The 14,966-nt window shown below is 71.5% G+C and carries 15 protein-coding genes and 1 tRNA gene; 8 read left to right on the top strand and 8 right to left on the bottom strand.

What is annotated here, in order from left to right; translation table 11 throughout:
* Positions 1 to 8: 8 nt before the first annotated feature.
* The 3 genes from DJ017_RS15295 to DJ017_RS15285 form a co-directional block, all read right to left on the bottom strand.
* Positions 9 to 83: transfer RNA gene (locus tag DJ017_RS15295), tRNA-Val, on the bottom strand.
* A 35-nt stretch (positions 84 to 118) separates the two neighbouring features.
* The gene (gene gph, locus DJ017_RS15290) at positions 119 to 820 is read right to left on the bottom strand and encodes a phosphoglycolate phosphatase (protein ID WP_111530132.1); all 702 of its coding nucleotides are present in this window, start codon (positions 818 to 820) and stop codon (positions 119 to 121) included.
* Positions 821 to 833: 13 nt separating this feature from the next.
* Positions 834 to 3,101: a transferrin receptor-like dimerization domain-containing protein gene (locus tag DJ017_RS15285; protein ID WP_111529525.1), complete on the bottom strand. Its 2,268-nt coding sequence runs from the start codon at positions 3,099 to 3,101 to the stop codon at positions 834 to 836.
* Between the two features lie 112 nt (positions 3,102 to 3,213).
* Between DJ017_RS15285 and glmU the strand changes: the two genes are divergently transcribed.
* From glmU to DJ017_RS15255, 6 genes are all read left to right on the top strand, one after another.
* Complete coding sequence (gene glmU, locus DJ017_RS15280) at positions 3,214 to 4,572, top strand: bifunctional UDP-N-acetylglucosamine diphosphorylase/glucosamine-1-phosphate N-acetyltransferase GlmU (RefSeq protein WP_111529524.1); 1,359 nt, start codon at positions 3,214 to 3,216, stop codon at positions 4,570 to 4,572.
* Entirely contained in the window at positions 4,572 to 5,258 is a 687-nt protein-coding gene (rpiA, locus tag DJ017_RS15275; protein ID WP_111529523.1) for a ribose-5-phosphate isomerase RpiA, read from the top strand. The genes glmU and rpiA overlap by 1 nt, the downstream gene beginning before the upstream one ends.
* A gap of 20 nt (positions 5,259 to 5,278) precedes the next feature.
* Entirely contained in the window at positions 5,279 to 6,085 is an 807-nt protein-coding gene (locus DJ017_RS15270; RefSeq protein WP_111529522.1) for a glycosyltransferase family 25 protein, read from the top strand.
* Positions 6,086 to 6,180: 95 nt separating this feature from the next.
* The gene (gene gor / locus DJ017_RS15265; RefSeq protein WP_111529521.1) at positions 6,181 to 7,563 is read left to right on the top strand and encodes a glutathione-disulfide reductase; all 1,383 of its coding nucleotides are present in this window, start codon (positions 6,181 to 6,183) and stop codon (positions 7,561 to 7,563) included.
* Positions 7,560 to 8,753 carry an O-antigen ligase family protein gene (locus tag DJ017_RS15260; protein ID WP_111529520.1) on the top strand — a complete coding sequence of 398 codons (1,194 nt, stop codon included), beginning with the start codon at positions 7,560 to 7,562 and terminating at the stop codon, positions 8,751 to 8,753. The genes gor and DJ017_RS15260 overlap by 4 nt, the downstream gene beginning before the upstream one ends.
* Before the next feature lie 95 nt (positions 8,754 to 8,848).
* A complete protein-coding gene (locus DJ017_RS15255) occupies positions 8,849 to 10,234 on the top strand; it encodes a class II 3-deoxy-7-phosphoheptulonate synthase (protein WP_111529519.1) in 1,386 nt (461 codons plus the stop codon).
* Here DJ017_RS15255 and DJ017_RS15250 read toward each other — a convergent pair.
* Together DJ017_RS15250 and DJ017_RS15245 are read right to left on the bottom strand one after the other, a co-directional pair.
* Entirely contained in the window at positions 10,231 to 10,752 is a 522-nt protein-coding gene (locus DJ017_RS15250; protein ID WP_111529518.1) for a Tautomerase enzyme, read from the bottom strand. The genes DJ017_RS15255 and DJ017_RS15250 overlap by 4 nt on opposite strands.
* Before the next feature lie 5 nt (positions 10,753 to 10,757).
* Positions 10,758 to 11,480, bottom strand: coding sequence for a cysteine hydrolase family protein (locus DJ017_RS15245; protein WP_227000160.1), 723 nt, complete (start codon positions 11,478 to 11,480; stop codon positions 10,758 to 10,760).
* Positions 11,481 to 11,553: 73 nt separating this feature from the next.
* Here DJ017_RS15245 and DJ017_RS15240 point away from each other — a divergent pair, with 73 nt between their 5' ends.
* Complete coding sequence (locus DJ017_RS15240; RefSeq protein WP_111529517.1) at positions 11,554 to 12,459, top strand: LysR family transcriptional regulator; 906 nt, start codon at positions 11,554 to 11,556, stop codon at positions 12,457 to 12,459.
* A gap of 15 nt (positions 12,460 to 12,474) precedes the next feature.
* Here the strand turns inward: DJ017_RS15240 and DJ017_RS15235 are convergent, their stop codons facing one another.
* The 3 genes from DJ017_RS15235 to DJ017_RS15225 all read right to left on the bottom strand — a co-directional run bounded on the left by DJ017_RS15235 (position 12,475) and on the right by DJ017_RS15225 (position 14,100).
* Positions 12,475 to 12,828 carry a YciI family protein gene (locus DJ017_RS15235; RefSeq protein WP_111529516.1) on the bottom strand — a complete coding sequence of 118 codons (354 nt, stop codon included), beginning with the start codon at positions 12,826 to 12,828 and terminating at the stop codon, positions 12,475 to 12,477.
* Positions 12,829 to 12,939: 111 nt separating this feature from the next.
* Complete coding sequence (locus DJ017_RS15230; RefSeq protein ID WP_111529515.1) at positions 12,940 to 13,434, bottom strand: SRPBCC domain-containing protein; 495 nt, start codon at positions 13,432 to 13,434, stop codon at positions 12,940 to 12,942.
* A 120-nt stretch (positions 13,435 to 13,554) separates the two neighbouring features.
* The gene (locus tag DJ017_RS15225; protein WP_165830645.1) at positions 13,555 to 14,100 is read right to left on the bottom strand and encodes an AAA family ATPase; all 546 of its coding nucleotides are present in this window, start codon (positions 14,098 to 14,100) and stop codon (positions 13,555 to 13,557) included.
* A gap of 302 nt (positions 14,101 to 14,402) precedes the next feature.
* Between DJ017_RS15225 and DJ017_RS15220 the strand changes: the two genes are divergently transcribed.
* Positions 14,403 to 14,927: a hypothetical protein gene (locus DJ017_RS15220; RefSeq protein ID WP_133255463.1), complete on the top strand. Its 525-nt coding sequence runs from the start codon at positions 14,403 to 14,405 to the stop codon at positions 14,925 to 14,927.
* The last annotated feature ends 39 nt before the right edge of the window (positions 14,928 to 14,966 follow it).

Raw genomic sequence — 14,966 nt, 5'->3', positions numbered from 1 at the left:
GGAAGGAATGGTGGATGCGACAGGGATTGAACCTGTGACCCCCTCGGTGTGAACGAGGTGCTCTCCCGCTGAGCTACGCATCCGCCGGCAGGAAGGATGGGGCGTATAGCCGGGAGGCTCACGCTCCGCAAGCGCTGAGGAGCCGAACGCAGGCGTCCGGCAGCTCGTCGAAGTGGTCGATGAGCACATCGGGCTCGAGCTCGGCCGCCGGAACCTGGGTGTAGCCGAAGCTGACCAGCACCAGGGCCGCGCCGGCCGCCCGCGCAGCGCCGGCGTCGGTGTCCGCGTCGCCGACCATGACCGCGCGGGGCAGGGCGCCCCCCGCCGCCGCCACGGCGGCCTCAAGATGACGCCCGTCCGGCTTGCGGGCGGGCGCAGCCTCGGGCCCGACAATGGCCTCGAACAGCTGGCTGATCTCCAGCGCGTCGAGGAGCACGCGGGCCAGGTCGCCGGGCTTGTTGGTGCACACCGCCAGCTTCGCCCCGGCGGCCCGCAGGCGGGTCAGCGCCTCGACGACGCCGGGAAAGGGCCGGCTCTCGTCGGCGATGTGGGCCAGGTAGTGGGCCAGGAAGCGATCGAAGATCTCCGGCGTGCGCTCCGGCGCCAGGGGGGCGTTCGCCACCTCGAAGCCCCGCTCCAGCAGCCGCCGCGCGCCGTGGCCGATCAGCGGCCGCGCCTCCGCCATCGGCAGGGGGGCGATCCCTTCCTGCGCCAGGATGACGTTCAGCGTGCCGACGAGGTCGGGGGCGGTGTCGACGAGGGTCCCGTCGAGGTCGAAGGCGATGACCGCGCCGCGGAGGACGTCCGGGAGAGCGGTCAGGTCCGAGGTCGTGTCATTTGCCATTGAGGATCGCGGTCGCCTTGTCGAGCTGGGCGGCGTAGGCGTCGAAGGCCTTGGCCGTCAGACCGATATAGGCGCTCGCGTCGGCGAAGCGACGTTCCTCGATGGCTTCGCGCACGCCCGGCAGGGTCTTGGCGCCATAGCCGGTGAAGCGGCCGGGGGCATAGACCATGTTCTTGTACCAGGGGCGGCCGGGCAGGCCTTCGTCGCGCAGCAGGGTCTGGGCGATCGGCCGGGTGATCGCCTCGACCTGGTCCTTCTGCGCCTTGGAGAGCGAGGGGCCCTTGGCGGCGAGCGCGTCGTCGAAGGCCTTGGCGCTGGCCTTCAGCTTGGCGACCGAGGCGTCCAGCGGGGCGAAGGGCAGGGGCGGCGACAGCTCGTAGGCGCTCGGCGGCGCGTGGCTCTCCGTCGGGTCGGCCGCCAGGTCGTAGGCCTTGGCCGCCAGCAGCTTGGCCTGGGCGGCGGCTTCGTCGCGCTTGCTGTCGGCGAGCTTCTTCACCTCGTCGAGGTAGCGGCCCACGGTGTCGGCGAAATCGCCGTAGCGCTGCACCGGCAGGTCGGCGTCGGCCAGCCGGACGACCATCCGCCCGACGGTGCGGGCGAGCGTCGCGTCATAGGCGAAGCCCGGGTCGACGAACCGGCTGTGGTGCTCGTAGTCATCGTAGAGCGAGTGATAGACCCCGGCGCTCTCCCCTTCGCCGCCGTAGCCGATGTTCAGCGAAGCCACGCCCAGGTGCTGCAGGAAGGTCGAATAGTCCGACCCCGAGCCGAGCGGGCCGATCAGCAGGTCCTTGGTCGGGTCGGCGGCCACCTTGCCCAGCGCCTTGGCCTGCTCGTTGGCGCCGGGATCGTTGGCGCTGACGGCGAGCCGGGCGCGCAGCCGCTGGCCGACGCTGGCCCCGGTTTCCGGATCCTTCACGTCGGCGGCCACCTGGTTCACGAAGTGCTGGAACTCGTGGCTGCCCTCCGCGCCCAGGAAGCCGCGGGCGTTGCCGTCCGAGTTGATGTAGATGAGCGCCTTCGCCTTGAGCTCGGCGGCGTGGGTCTCGGCCCATTCGGTGGAGCCGAGCAGCATCGGCTCCTCGCCGTCCCAGCTCGTGTAGACGATGGTCCGCTTCGGCTTCCAGCCGGCCTTGTAGAACGCGCCCAGCGCCTTGGCCTCGGCGAGTTCGGCGATCTGGCCGGACAGCGGATCCGACGCGCCCATCACCCAGCCGTCGTGGTGGTTGCCGCGGACGATCCATTCGTTGGGCTTCTCGCGGCCCTTCAGGGTGGCGACCACGTCGTAGAGCGGCTTCAGCGACCAGTCCGACTTCACCGCCAGGTGGATCTTGGCCTGCTCGCCGCCGCCCACGTGGTAGGTGATCGGCAGCGACCCGCGCCAGCTTCCCGGCGCCACCGGCCCGTCCAGCGCCTGCAGCAGCACCTGGGCGTCGGCGTAGGAGATCGGCAGGGTCGGGATCTTGAGGACCGTCTGGGCCTCTTCCCGGGTCAGGCGCTTGGCGTCCTTGGTCGCCCCCACGCCCGGGGTCAGCGGATCGCCCGGATAGAGCGTCATGTCGGCCACCGAGCCGCGCTGGAAGCCATGCGGCGGGCGGGCCGCGCCCTTCGGATAGACGTCGTCCGTCGAATAGCCGTCGTCGCGCGGGTCCGAATAGATGATGCAGCCCACCGCCCCGTGATCCTGGGCGAGCTTGGGCTTCAAGCCCCGCCAGCCCTGGCCGTAGCGGGCGATGACGATCTTGCCCTTCACCGACACGCCCATGCGCTCCAGCGCGTCGTAGTCGGCGGGCATGCCGTAGTTCACGTAGACGACCGGCGCGGTGACGTCGCCATCGCCCTGGAAGGCGACGTAGGCCGGCAGGGCGCTGGCCTGGCCGCGCACGGAGCTCTCGTCGCCGGGGATCGGCGGCTCCTGCAGCGTGGCCTTGAAGCCGGCGCCGGGCCCGGAGACCAGCTCCAGCGCCTCGGAGATCGGCGTCGGGTAGAGCACCCAGAAGGTCTCGATCTTGGAATCCCAGCCCCAGGCCTTGAACTGGGCGTTCATCCACTCGGCGTTGGCCTTGTCGTGGGCCGAGCCCACATGGTTCGGCTCGGCGGCCATCTGCTTCAGCCAGCGGCCCATCTCGGCGGGATCGACGGCGGCGTCGAGCCTCGTCTCCAGATCCTTCTGCGTCGGCGGTGCGGCGGCGTGGGCGGCGGTGAACGCGCCCAGCGCGCAGGCGGACAGCAGGGCGGCGAGGCGGACGCGGCTGGTCATGTGGAAAAATCCCCCGGTACTGGAACGGCGACGCTAGCCGCTTCTCGCCGCCGGTCACAAGGGCTGGTAATCGGTGCGGGTTCTCGATGACTCGTTTGGAGGCAGTCCGCCCATGAGCGCCCGCGCAGCCGTCATCCTGGCCGCAGGCCAGGGGACGCGCATGAAGTCCAAGACGCCCAAGGTGCTGCACAAGGTCGGCGGCCGCCCGCTGCTCGACCGCATGATCGATACCGTCCAGGCGACCGGCTGCGAACGCATCGTGGTGGTGGTCGGGACCCACAGCCCCGAAGTCCGGGCGCGGGTCGTCGACCGGCTGGGCGAGGCCGCCGTGGCCGTTCAGGAGACCCCGCTCGGCACCGCGCACGCCGTCCTGGCCGCACGTGACGCCCTGGCCGACTTCGAGGGCGACGTGCTGATCACCTATGCCGACGCCCCGCTGCTCAGCCCCGAGGACCTGCAGCCCCTGTTCGCCCTGCGCGCCAACGGGGCCGACGTCGCCCTGATGGCCTTCGAGCCGGTCGATCCGCTGCTCTATGGCCGCGTGATCAAGGGCGCCGATGGCCATGTGATCCGCATCGTCGAGGCGCGCGACGCGACGCCCGAGGAGAAGGCGGTGAAGTGCTGTAACGCCGGCATGATGGTCGCCGACCGGGCGAAGCTGTTCGGCTGGCTGGCCCGCGTCGGCAACGACAACGTCAAGCAGGAGTACTACCTCACCGACGTGGTCGGCCTCGCCGTCGGCGACGGCGGCCTGGTGCGGGCGCACTCCGCGCCGGAGAGCGCGGTGATGGGCTGCGACACGCCCCTCCAGCTCGCCCAGGCCGAGGCGATCTTCCAACAGCGCCGGCGCGCCCACTTCCTGGCCGAGGGCGTGGCCCTGATGGCGCCGGACACCGTCCACTTCAGCTGGGACACGAAGATCGCCCCGGGCGCCACGGTCGAGCAGTTCGTGGTCTTCGCCCCCGGCGTGACGGTCGAGACGGGCGCCGTGATCCGCGCCTTCAGCCACCTCGAGGGGGCGGTGGTGCGCGAAGGCGCCCTGATCGGTCCCTATGCCCGGCTGCGCCCCGGCGCGGACATCGGCGAGGAGGCCCACATCGGCAACTTCGTCGAGGTCAAGAAGGTCGCCGTCGGCAAGGGCGCCAAGGCCAACCACCTCGCCTATCTGGGGGACGGCACGGTCGGGGCGGGCGCGAACATCGGCGCCGGCACCATCTTCTGCAACTACGACGGCTTCTTCAAATACGACACCCATGTGGGGGAGGGCGCCTTCGTCGGCTCCAACTCCTCCCTCGTGGCCCCGGTGACCATCGGGGCGGGCGCCTATACGGGCTCCGGCTCGACCATCACCGCCGACGTCGCGCCCGACGCCCTGGCGCTCGGCCGCGGCCGGCAGGTGGAGAAGGCCGGCTGGGCGGCGGAGTTCCGCAAGGCGAAATCGGCCGAGAAGGCCGCGAAAAAGGGCAAGTGATGAGCGACGTGGACGCCCAGAAGCGCGCCTCCGGCGAGGCCGCGGCGGAGCTCGCCGAGAGCGGCATGGTGGTGGGCCTGGGCACCGGCTCGACGGCCGCCTGGTTCGTCAAGGCGCTGGCCGCGCGCAAGCTCGACGTCACCTGCGTCTGCACCTCGGTGGCGACCGCCGACCTGGCCGCCGGCCTCGGGCTCCGGATCGCCGAGCTCGGCGAGACGCGCGAGATCGACCTGACGGTGGACGGCGCGGACGAGATCGGGCCCGGCCTGTCGCTCATCAAGGGCGGCGGCGCGGCCCTGCTGCGCGAGAAGCTGGTGTGGGAGGCCTCGAAGCGCTGCGTCGTCATCGCCGACGCCGCCAAGCAGGTCCCCCTGCTCGGCAAGTTCCCCCTGCCGATCGAGGTGGTCGCCTTCGGACACAAGACCACCCAGCTTCGCCTCTGCGACGCCCTGGCCGAATGCGACATCGGCGTCGCCCCGCGCCTGCGGATGAAGGACGGGGCGCCGGTGCTGACCGACGGCGGGAACGTGATCTACGACGCCGCCTGCGGCCGCATCGAGGATCCCGCCGCGCTCGCCGCGGCGCTGAAGAGCGTCACCGGCGTGGTCGACCACGGCCTGTTCCTCGACCTCGCCGACCTGGCCCTGGTGGGCACGGTCGACGGCGTGATCCGCCTCGAGCCCTGAGGCGTTCCAGGCCCCCGCCGATGTGGTCGCATCCGATCTTCGTCATCAACCTGAAGACCAGCCCCGAGCGGCGCGAGGCGGCGGCCGCCCAGCTGCGGCGGGTGGGCCTGACGCCGACCTTCGTGGAGGCGGTCGACGGCCGCAAGTTGCCCGCCGAGGAGATCGCCCGGCTGGTGGATGCGCCGGGCCGCCTGCGCCGGGCGCCCAAGCCGCTCTCCGCCGCCGAGGTCGGCTGCTATCTCTCGCACTGGAACGTGCTGGAGCGGATGCTCGCCGAGGGGCATTCCCAGGCCCTGGTCATGGAGGACGACCTGCTGGCCGGCGAGGAGCTGCCCGCCGTCCTCGACGGCATCGCCGACAAGGTCCTGCCGCCCTACGAGATGATCAAGCTCGGCATCTCCGAGCCGCTGACCAAGGACTTCACCGCCATCCTGCCGCTGACCGAGGCCTCGGCGCTGGTGCGCCACCACAATGTGGTCAACTCCAACCTCGCCTATGTGATCACCGCCGAGGGCGCGCGGCGGTTCATGAGCTATGGCCGGCCGATCCGTTATCCGGTGGACGTGGCCATGAACCGCTCCTGGCGGCACGGGCTCGACATCCTGGCCGTGCGGCCCTGGCCGGTGCTGCCCAACCCGGCCTTCAACTCGACCATCGGCGAGGACCGCTTCGAGGAGAAGGAGGCCACCGGCACGCCCGGCCAGCGCCTCGAGCGCCGCGCCCGCAAGGCCTACGACAGCCTGGCCAAGCGCATGGACGTCAAGAAGCGCCTGAAGCGCGACGCCGCCTGGCGCGAGGGGCGGGAACCAACTGAGGGCGAGGGCTAGGAGCGGGCCGGCGCATCGGTCTAGATAGCCCGCGAGTTTGCACTGGGTCGGCGCCGCCCCATCTCCATTCAGGGCCGCTGTTCGAGGAGCTTCCCTTGGCGAAATACGACTACGACCTCTTCGTGATCGGGGCCGGTTCGGGCGGCGTGCGCGCCGCGCGGCTGGCGGCGCTGTCCGGCGCAAGGGTGCTGGTGGCCGAGGAGCACCGCGTCGGCGGCACCTGCGTGATCCGCGGCTGCGTGCCCAAGAAGCTGATGGTCTACGCCTCGGAGTACGCCCACAGCTTCGAGATCGCCAAGGGCTACGGCTGGACCGTCGAGAACGCCACCTTCGACTGGACCGAGTTCCTCAAGGCGAAGGACAAGGAAATCGCCCGCCTTTCGGGGATCTATGTCCGCAACCTCGAGAACGCCGGCGCCGAGCTGGTGCACGGCAAGGCGCGGATCCTCGACGCCCACACCGTCGAGGTCGTCGGCCGCGGCGCGGTGAGCGTCGACAAGATCCTCATCGCCACCGGCGGGCGGCCCTGGATGCCCAAGGAGCTGCCCGGCGTCGAGCACGCCATCAGCTCCAACGAGGCCTTCCACCTGACCGAGCTGCCGAAGCGGGTCGTGGTCGCCGGCGGCGGCTACATCGCCGTCGAATTCGCCTGCATTTACGCCGGCTTGGGTGCGGAGGTTCACCTGGTCCATCGCGGTCCGAACATCCTGCGCGGCTTCGACGACGACATCCGCACCCATGTCGCCGAGGAGATGGGCCGGCGCGGGATCAAGGTCATCCTCTCGACCCAGCACACCGCCATCGAGAAGACCGAGACCGGCCTCGTCAGCCGCCTGGCCAACGGCCATTTCTGCGAGAGCGACGTGGTCATGTTCGCCCTCGGCCGCGAGCCCTACGTCGAGGGCCTCGGCCTCGAGGCCGCCGGCGTGAAGCTCGACGAGCGCGGCGCGGTGATGGTCGACGAATACTCCCGCACCAACGTCGCCAACATCTGGGCCGTGGGCGACGTCACCGACCGCATCAACCTGACGCCGGTGGCGATCCGCGAGGGCCACGCCTTCGCCGACACCGAGTTCTACGGCAAGCCGACGAGCTTCGACCACGAGATGGTCGCCTCCGCCGTCTTCTCCCAGCCGCCGGTCGGCACCGTCGGCCTGTCGGAGGCCGACGCCCGGCACAAGTACGGCAAGGTCGACATCTACATGACCCGCTTCCGGCCGATGAAGACCGCTTTCGCCAACGACGACGAGCGGTGCCTGATGAAGCTGGTCGTCGAGGCCGAGGGCCAACGGGTCGTCGGCTGCCACATTGTCGGCCCCGACTCCGGCGAGATGATCCAGATGGCGGCCATCGCCATGAAGATGGGCGTCACCAAGCAGCAGTGGGATTCCACCTGCGCGGTGCATCCCACCCTCGCCGAGGAGCTGGTCACCATGCGCGAGAAGCACGTGCCGCAGGGCCTGGGCCAGGCCGCGTGACGGAGGCGCAGGCGGTGGGGGCCCGCGGCGTCAGCCTGTCCAGGTGGTGCGGCTGGGTGGTGGTCGGCGGCCTGGCGCTGACCCCGCTGCTCGGCTGGCTGGGGCCGATGGGCTTTGCGGTGCTGGTCGGCCTGATGGGCCTTCTTTGCCTGCCGGCCCTGCGGATCGCCGATGAGGACCGGCCACAGGCGGTGGTGCTGCTGACCGCGCTCGTCTGGGCGGCCATGTCCACGGCCTGGAGCCCGTACCATCCCTCCAAGCCCGGCAATAACACCGCCCTCAAGCTCGCCTTCGAGCTGCCGCTGTTCTGGTCGGCCATGTGCGCGGCCCGCGCCGCCGACCCGCGGCTGAGGACGCTCGCCCTGAAGGTGCTCGCCTGGGGCACGGCCCTGTTCGGCGTCCTGCTCCTTGCCGAGGTGGTCGCTGATGCGCGCATCTTCGAGACCCTGCACCTGAAGTTCTACGGCCCGATCCGCCACGACATCTCCCAGACCAAGGTCGCCCACTCCGCCTTCGTCCTGGCGCTCCTGACCCCGTTGGCCTTCGCCGCGGCGCTGCGGGCGCGGGTGACGCCCTGGGTCGTGCTGCCGATGGCGGCCGGCGCGATCCTCGCCGGCCTCAGGTTCAAGGGCGAGGCGCCGGCGCTGGCCATCTTCCTCGCCGTCATCGTCGGCCTGGCGTCCTGGCGCTGGCCGAAGGGCGGGCCGCGCGCCCTGGCCGCCGGCGCGGTGGTCTATTGGCTCGCCGCGCCGCTGGTGATCCTCGGCGTCCGCGCCGCGGGGCTCTATGAAACCCTCCAGCACAGGGTCGAGCTCTCCTGGTCCATGCGCATGGACTACTGGCGCCACGCCGTGGACTGGACCCTCGACCATCCGATCCGCGGCTGGGGGCTCGACGCCAGCCGGATGTTCAGCCCGGGCATCGTGCTCCACCCGCACGACGACGCCCTGCAGGTCTGGCTGGAGCTCGGCGGCGTCGGCGCCGTGCTCGCCGCGGCCTTCTTCGCCCTGACCCTCAACCGCCTGGCCCGCGAGGAAGCGGACGCGCCGACCGCCGGCGTCGTCGCCGCCTGCACGGTCTATCTCCTGTTCGGCGCGCTCAACTTCGGCGTTTGGCAGGAGTGGTGGCTCGCCCTGGGCGGGCTGGCGGCGGTGGGTGCGGCGCTGCTGCGCGGCCCCGCTCCCTCCTAAGCATCGACCTGACGCCCTACATCGACTAGAAGCGGCCCTCGCCAAACAGCGCTCCCTCAAGGGCGCACAAGAGGGGGCGTGGAGTAGGGAAGGCCATGACCGAGCACTGGACGCCGGCATCCTGGCGGTCGAAGCCCGCCAAGCACATTCCGACGGACTATCCGGACGAGGCGGCCCTCTCGCGGGTCGAGCAGACCCTACGTGGCATGCCGCCCCTGGTGTTCGCCGGCGAGGCGCGCCGCCTGAAGTCCCTGCTGGGCGAGGTGGCCGAGGGCCGCGCCTTCCTGCTGCAGGGCGGCGACTGCGCCGAGAGCTTCAAGGAATTCCACGCCGACAACATCCGCGACACCTTCCGCCTGATCCTGCAGATGGCGGTGGTGCTGACCTTCGCCGGTGGCAAGCCGGTGGTGAAGGTGGGCCGAATGGCCGGCCAGTTCGGCAAGCCGCGCTCCTCGCCCGTCGAGACCCAGGGCGAGGTCACCCTGCCGTCCTACCGCGGCGACAACATCAACGGCATGGACTTCACCTCGGAGTCGCGCACGCCGGACCCGCAGCGGCTGATGCAGGCCTACGCCCAGTCGTCGGCGACCCTCAACCTGCTGCGCGCCTTCGCCGGCGGCGGCTACGCCGACCTCTACAACATCCACCGCTGGACCCTGGGCTTCGTCTCCGACAGCCCGCAGGGCGCCCGCTACCGCGAGCTCTCCGAGAAGATCTCCGAGGCCCTGACCTTCATGGCCGCCATCGGGGTGACGCCCGAGACCCAGCGCGACCTGCACCAGGTGGAGTTCTTCACCAGCCACGAGGGCCTGCTGCTGAACTTCGAGGAGGCCATGACCCGGGTCGATAGCACCTCGGGCGACTGGTACGACACCTCGGCCCACCTCCTGTGGATCGGCGAGCGCACGCGCGAGCTCGACGGCGCCCACATCGAGTACTTCAAGGGCATCAAGAACCCGATCGGCGTGAAGTGCGGCCCGACCATGGAGGCCGACGACGTCCTGCGTCTCGTCGACACCCTCAACCCGCGCAACGAGCCTGGCCGCCTGACGCTCTACGGCCGCTTCGGTTTCGACAAGATCGAGGACCGCCTGCCGCGCCTCCTGAAGGCGACCCGGTCTTCGGGCCGCAACGTGGTCTGGGCGATCGACCCGATGCACGGCAACACCCTGACGGCGGCCAACGGCTACAAGACCCGGCCCTTCGACCGGATCCTGTCCGAGGTCCGCAGCTTCGTGGAGATCTGCAAGGCCGAGGGCGTCCATCCCGGCGGCGTGCACCTGGAGATGACCGGCCAGAACGTCACCGAGTGCCTCGGCGGCGCCCGCGCCCTGTCCGAGGGCGATCTCGCGGACCGCTACCACACCCATTGCGACCCGCGCCTCAACGGCGAGCAGGCGCTGGAGCTGGCCTTCCTTGTCGCCGAGAAGCTCAAGGAAGACCGCACCGAGGTCTCCCGACGCGCCGCCCAGGCGGTCTAGGACTCCGCCGGCCCCAGGGCCTGGCGCAGCAGGGTGAGCGCGCGCTGGCGCTGCAGGCTCTCCAGCCTCGCCGCCGCGGCGGGCGCTGCGGCCTCGCCCAGCAGGTAGCCGACGATGTCCGGCAGCCGGCGAACGACCCCGCGGGCGCCCCAGCGCCCATCGGCGATCTCGGCCGGGAACACCCAGACGCGCGGGCTCACCGCGTCGAACGGCGCCGCCTCGGCCCGGGCCACCGCCTCGGTGATCTGGCGCACCAGGCTGGCGAACCGCGCCCCGTCGCCGTACTGGCCGTCGGGGACCTGCGGGATGAACCGGTAGCGCGGCGCATCCGCCGGCGCGCCGGCCACGAACACCTGCGGCCGGTGCAGGAAGAGGACGCTCACCGCCTGGGCGCGGGCGTTGCCGGGGTCCAGCCCCTCCTCGTGGGCGAGCAGGATGTCGGTCACCTCCCTGATCAGCACGGCCTCGGCCGCGGGCGTCAGCGCGCCTTCGGGGATCACGGCGTCGATCATCGGCATGACGGCTACTCCCCGGCCTCGAGGGCGGCCGCGCTCGGCAGCACCCAGGCGAAGCGGTCGTTGAGGGCGGTGAGGGTCGCGCGCCGCAGGTCCGCCGCGCTCAGCACGCTGCCGTCCGGCCCCGGGATCGCCCGCTCGGCCGTGGCGGAGGCGACCACGAACACCTGGTAGTCGAGGTCGAAGGCGGCCCGGCTCGTGGAGTCCAGGCACATGTGGGCCATGAACCCGGTGAGGATCAGCTGTCGGCGGCCGAGCCTCTGCAGCAGAGGCTGCAGGTCGGTCTTGTTGAAGGCGTTGGGGTAGAGCTTCGTCACCACCGGCTCGCCCGGCGCCGGCGCGGCCTCGGGCAGGATCTCGTCGCCCGGGCTGCCGGCGGCGAACACCGCCGAGCCTGGCGGGCTCACCTGCTGGACGTGGATCACCGGCACATGGTGCGCGGCCGCCCAGGCGCGCAGGCGGCGGATCTCGGCCAGGGCCTGCGGCATGCCTTCCAGCGCCAGGGGGCCGCGGACGTACTCCTGCTGCGCGTCGATGATCACCAGCGCCGCGGAGGCCGGATCGATCACGGGGCGCGCGCTCGCGCCGCGCAGGTCGCGCAGGGTGATGGGCCCGGATGAAGGCCCGGATGAAAACTTGGGTGCAGGCGCGGGTGCAGGTTGGGCGAGAGCCGCGGGCCCGGCGGCCAGCAGCATCAGGCCGCCGGCCAGGGCGAGGGGGTATGTGGACATCGAAGGGGTCTCCTGTTGGCTGACGGGAAGGTGAGGGCTGGCGGCCTGCGCGAAAATTCGCGATGATCGCACAATGGATGTGCAGGAACGCACGGTGTCGGCCGAGATCGACTGGGATGACGTCCGCGTCTTCCTGGCGGTGGCGCGCGCCGGCAGCTTCTCCGGCGCCGCGCGCGAACTCGGGGTCAATCACACGACGGTCGGCCGGCGGCTGACGTCCCTCGAGGCGGCGCTCGGCGGCCGTCCGCTGCTGGAGCGCCGGCCCGACGGCTATGTCCTGACCCCCGCCGGCGCCGCCGCCGCGAGCGAGGCCGAGCGCATGGATCTCGCCAGCCATGCCCTGCGCCGGGCGGTGGAGGTCGGCGAGGAGCTGGCCGGTCCCGTCCGCATCAGCTCGCTCGCCTCCTTCGGCGAACGCATCCTGGCCGCCCCGCTCGCCGCCCTGGCCGCGGCCCACCCCTCGCTTCGGCTCGAACTGGTGGGCGAGGATCGCAACGTCCAGCTTTCCAAGGGCGAGGCGGACATCGCCATCCGCTTCGGCCGCCCGGCCGACGACGAGGCCCTGACCCGGCAGATCGGCGAGGTCGGCTACCGCCTCTACGCCGCGCCGGGCTACCTCGCCGCCACGCCCGCGCAGACCCGCCGGTTCGTGGGCTTCAGCGATGACATGGCCAGGATCGCGCCGGGTGCGGCCCGCCTGCGCGAGCTCATGGGCGGCCAGCCGCCGACCCTGCGCTGCGGCGCCTTCGCCGCCCAGGCCGCCGCCGCCGCGGCCGGCGCGGGCATCGCCATGCTGCCGCTCTACCTGGGCGAGGGAGCTCCCGGCCTCGTCCGCGTCGATCCCGCGGCCGACCGCGTCTGGAGCCAGCCGATCTGGCTCGTCGTCCGGGCCGACGTCCGGCGCGTCGCCCGCGTGCGCCGCGTCGCGGACGTCCTCGCGGAGGCCGTCGAAACCCGGGCCGCCGACCTCCGCGGCTGAACGGCCCGGCCAGCGTCACGATGGCGCGGCCATCACCTCCCGCAGCTCCACCGCGCCGTGTCCGACGGTCGGGCAGCGCGCCGCCCACTGGCTCGCGCTCGCGAGGTCGGCGGCCTCGATCAGGTAGTAGCCGCCCACCTGTTCCTTGGTCTCGGCGAACGGGCCATCGGTGACGATCGGCCGGCCGCCCTTGGTGGTCAGGGTCCGGCCGCTCCGGCTGGGAGTCAGCCGGCCGGTGGACACCAGCGCGCCGGCTGTCTGCAGGGCCTCGTTGAACGCCATGTATTCCGCCGTCCGAAGCGACCGTTCCTCAGGCGTGAGCTCCAGCCACCCGGACTCGTCCACGTGGAGGATCAGAAGATAGTGCATCGATGGTCTCCGTCTTCGCCGGCCGGCCGAACGCCCCCCGGTCGCCAGGATGACGGACGCCCACGACAGGACCCGACATTTTTCTTTCGATGGCTTTCTTCGGACGCTCGCTCAGGCGGTTCGGCGCTGCGACGCGAGGAGCTCATCCAGCTGGTCGAACTGCTCGGCCGCCATCGCCTGCATGCCGGCGGCATCGGGCACGGCCTCGGCGGAGGGATAGAGCTCGCTCAGGACCAGCAGCGTCCGCTCGCGCCGATCCTCCAAGGTCACGGTCGTCACAGGCCCGCCCTCGCTCTCCTCGTTGGTCCAGACCAGGCGCGACGGGGGTGTCACCTCGAGGTACTTGCCGAAAAAGCTCGCCGAGTCCGATGCGCCGTCGCCGAACGTGAGCCGGTAGCCCCCGCCCGTGCGGGCGTCGATCTCGCAGGCGCTGAGCACCGCGCCCATCGACTTCGGCGCCCACCACAGCCTGAAGAGCTCAGGCCGCGTCCAGGCTTCGAACACCGCCTGCGTCGGGCTGTCGAACGTCCGCGTGACGACGAGCTCGCGTCCCGATTGTCGCGCGACCGTGGCGTCCCTCCGCCCGGGCTGGCCGTTCCGGCGCATATTGCTTTCCTCTCCGCTCGTTTCCACCGGAACGACGAACGAGCGCCCGGCCAGCCGACATCGCGGCCCCGGCAGCCACGCGGGGCGCCGCCTCGGCGCCGGCCGCCGCGCACGGCTCGGCTAGTGCGTCGCCTCGGGCTGCTCCGCTGCGAGGGCGGCCGTCACGTGGTCGCTGGCGCTCAGCACCGCGCCCTCGAGCTCGGCCGGCGCGGGGGCCTCGTAGATGGCCTCGAGCATCTGGAACATCTCCGGCGTCACCTCCATGACGAAGGTCTCGCCCTTGGCCGTGTTCCGGTCGAGGACGCGGGCGCGGCGGACCTCCTGCGGCGCGTCGACGAAGTGCCACTGCAGGGACAGGCCTTTCGCCTCGGCCATCTCGCGGATCCGATCGCGGTCCGCCCGCCGCATGCCGCCCGTGTCGAGGACCACCGAGGTCCCGGCGGCCAGCACGGCCTCGGCCGTGGACCAGATCAGCGCGTTGCAGCGGCCGAGGCGCTCCATCATCCAGGCGAACTCGATCGGACCCTGGAGGTCGGGGCCGAACAGGCGTGCGCCCCACTCGTCGAGGACGAAGGGGACCGCGCCCTCGCGGCGGGCCAAGGCGTGGGCATAGGTGGTCTTCCCTGCGGCGCAGGGCCCGAAGATGACGTTGAGCGTGGCTGGCAAGGCGCGACTCCTCCCTCGGAGCTCGGGAGTCAGGCGGATGCTCCCCCTTGGCCTCGAACGGCTCAGCTTGATCTTCGTTCCTTGCAGCCCCCATCGGCCCGGGCCGCAGGGAACGCCGCCCCTCCTTCCTCCGCCGCAAAGCGGCCGGAGGGGACCGCCCGCCGAAGCCGGCGCCGCGCAACGGCGGGGGTGGAGGCGGGCAAGCCGCCTCCGCAGCAGGGCGACCGGCGGAGGCAGGTCGGGCTGCAAGATTTTCGCGAAATCCCTTGCCGGTCCGCGGAACGTATGTTCTTCTTTTGTTCATGTCCGAGGCCATTGGCGATCGCAGGTTGGAGATGTTGGGGGCGTTCGCCGAGCTGGCGTTGTCCCTGGCGCGCGACCTGCACGGCGCCGCGCTGGCGGCGGAGGAGCCGGAGGCCAAGGTCCGCCTGGCCGATGCTTGCCACCGCATGGGACGAGGCCTGCGCCAGACCTTGGCGCTGCACGAGCGCCTGGAGCGCAGCGCCGAGCGCGCCGCGCGCGAGGACGCCGGCTTCGTGGTCGAACAGCAGAAGGCCCGCCGCACGCGCCGCAAGACGCAGGTCAAGGCCACCATCGCCCGTCTCGTCTGGAGTGAGTACGAGCCGGCGGACGACGACGCCGAGGACGTCCTCGAGCGGCTCGACAAGGTGCTGGACGCCGAGGCCGAACTGGACGGCTTCGAGGACGAGCCCGTCGAAACCCAGATCGCCCGCATCTGCCGGCTGATCGGCTACGAGTTGCCGCCGCTGGATCCAGCGGCCCGAACGCCCGCGCCGCCGGAGGCGGCCTTCCACTCCTCCGCCTGACGGCGAGAAGCTTCACTTGCGGTGAGCGGGTCCCTACTT

The sequence above is a fragment of the Phenylobacterium soli genome (assembly GCF_003254475.1).
Classification (GTDB): Bacteria; Pseudomonadota; Alphaproteobacteria; order Caulobacterales; family Caulobacteraceae; genus Phenylobacterium; species Phenylobacterium soli.
The sequence above is the reverse complement of the archived record's forward strand: the minus strand, read 5'-3'. Positions and strand labels throughout refer to the sequence as shown.

Coding starts and splice junctions, on each gene's coding strand:
- DJ017_RS15285 (WP_111529525.1), bottom strand. CDS start 3,101: ATGACCAGCCGCGTCCGCCTCGCCGCCCTGCTGTCCGCCTGCGCGCTG.
- DJ017_RS15230 (WP_111529515.1), bottom strand. CDS start 13,434: ATGCGCCGGAACGGCCAGCCCGGGCGGAGGGACGCCACGGTCGCGCGA.
- DJ017_RS15245 (WP_227000160.1), bottom strand. CDS start 11,480: ATGTCCACATACCCCCTCGCCCTGGCCGGCGGCCTGATGCTGCTGGCC.
- DJ017_RS15220 (WP_133255463.1), top strand. CDS start 14,403: ATGTCCGAGGCCATTGGCGATCGCAGGTTGGAGATGTTGGGGGCGTTC.
- DJ017_RS15235 (WP_111529516.1), bottom strand. CDS start 12,828: ATGCACTATCTTCTGATCCTCCACGTGGACGAGTCCGGGTGGCTGGAG.
- DJ017_RS15255 (WP_111529519.1), top strand. CDS start 8,849: ATGACCGAGCACTGGACGCCGGCATCCTGGCGGTCGAAGCCCGCCAAG.
- glmU (WP_111529524.1), top strand. CDS start 3,214: ATGAGCGCCCGCGCAGCCGTCATCCTGGCCGCAGGCCAGGGGACGCGC.
- DJ017_RS15270 (WP_111529522.1), top strand. CDS start 5,279: ATGTGGTCGCATCCGATCTTCGTCATCAACCTGAAGACCAGCCCCGAG.
- DJ017_RS15240 (WP_111529517.1), top strand. CDS start 11,554: ATGGATGTGCAGGAACGCACGGTGTCGGCCGAGATCGACTGGGATGAC.
- DJ017_RS15250 (WP_111529518.1), bottom strand. CDS start 10,752: ATGCCGATGATCGACGCCGTGATCCCCGAAGGCGCGCTGACGCCCGCG.
- rpiA (WP_111529523.1), top strand. CDS start 4,572: ATGAGCGACGTGGACGCCCAGAAGCGCGCCTCCGGCGAGGCCGCGGCG.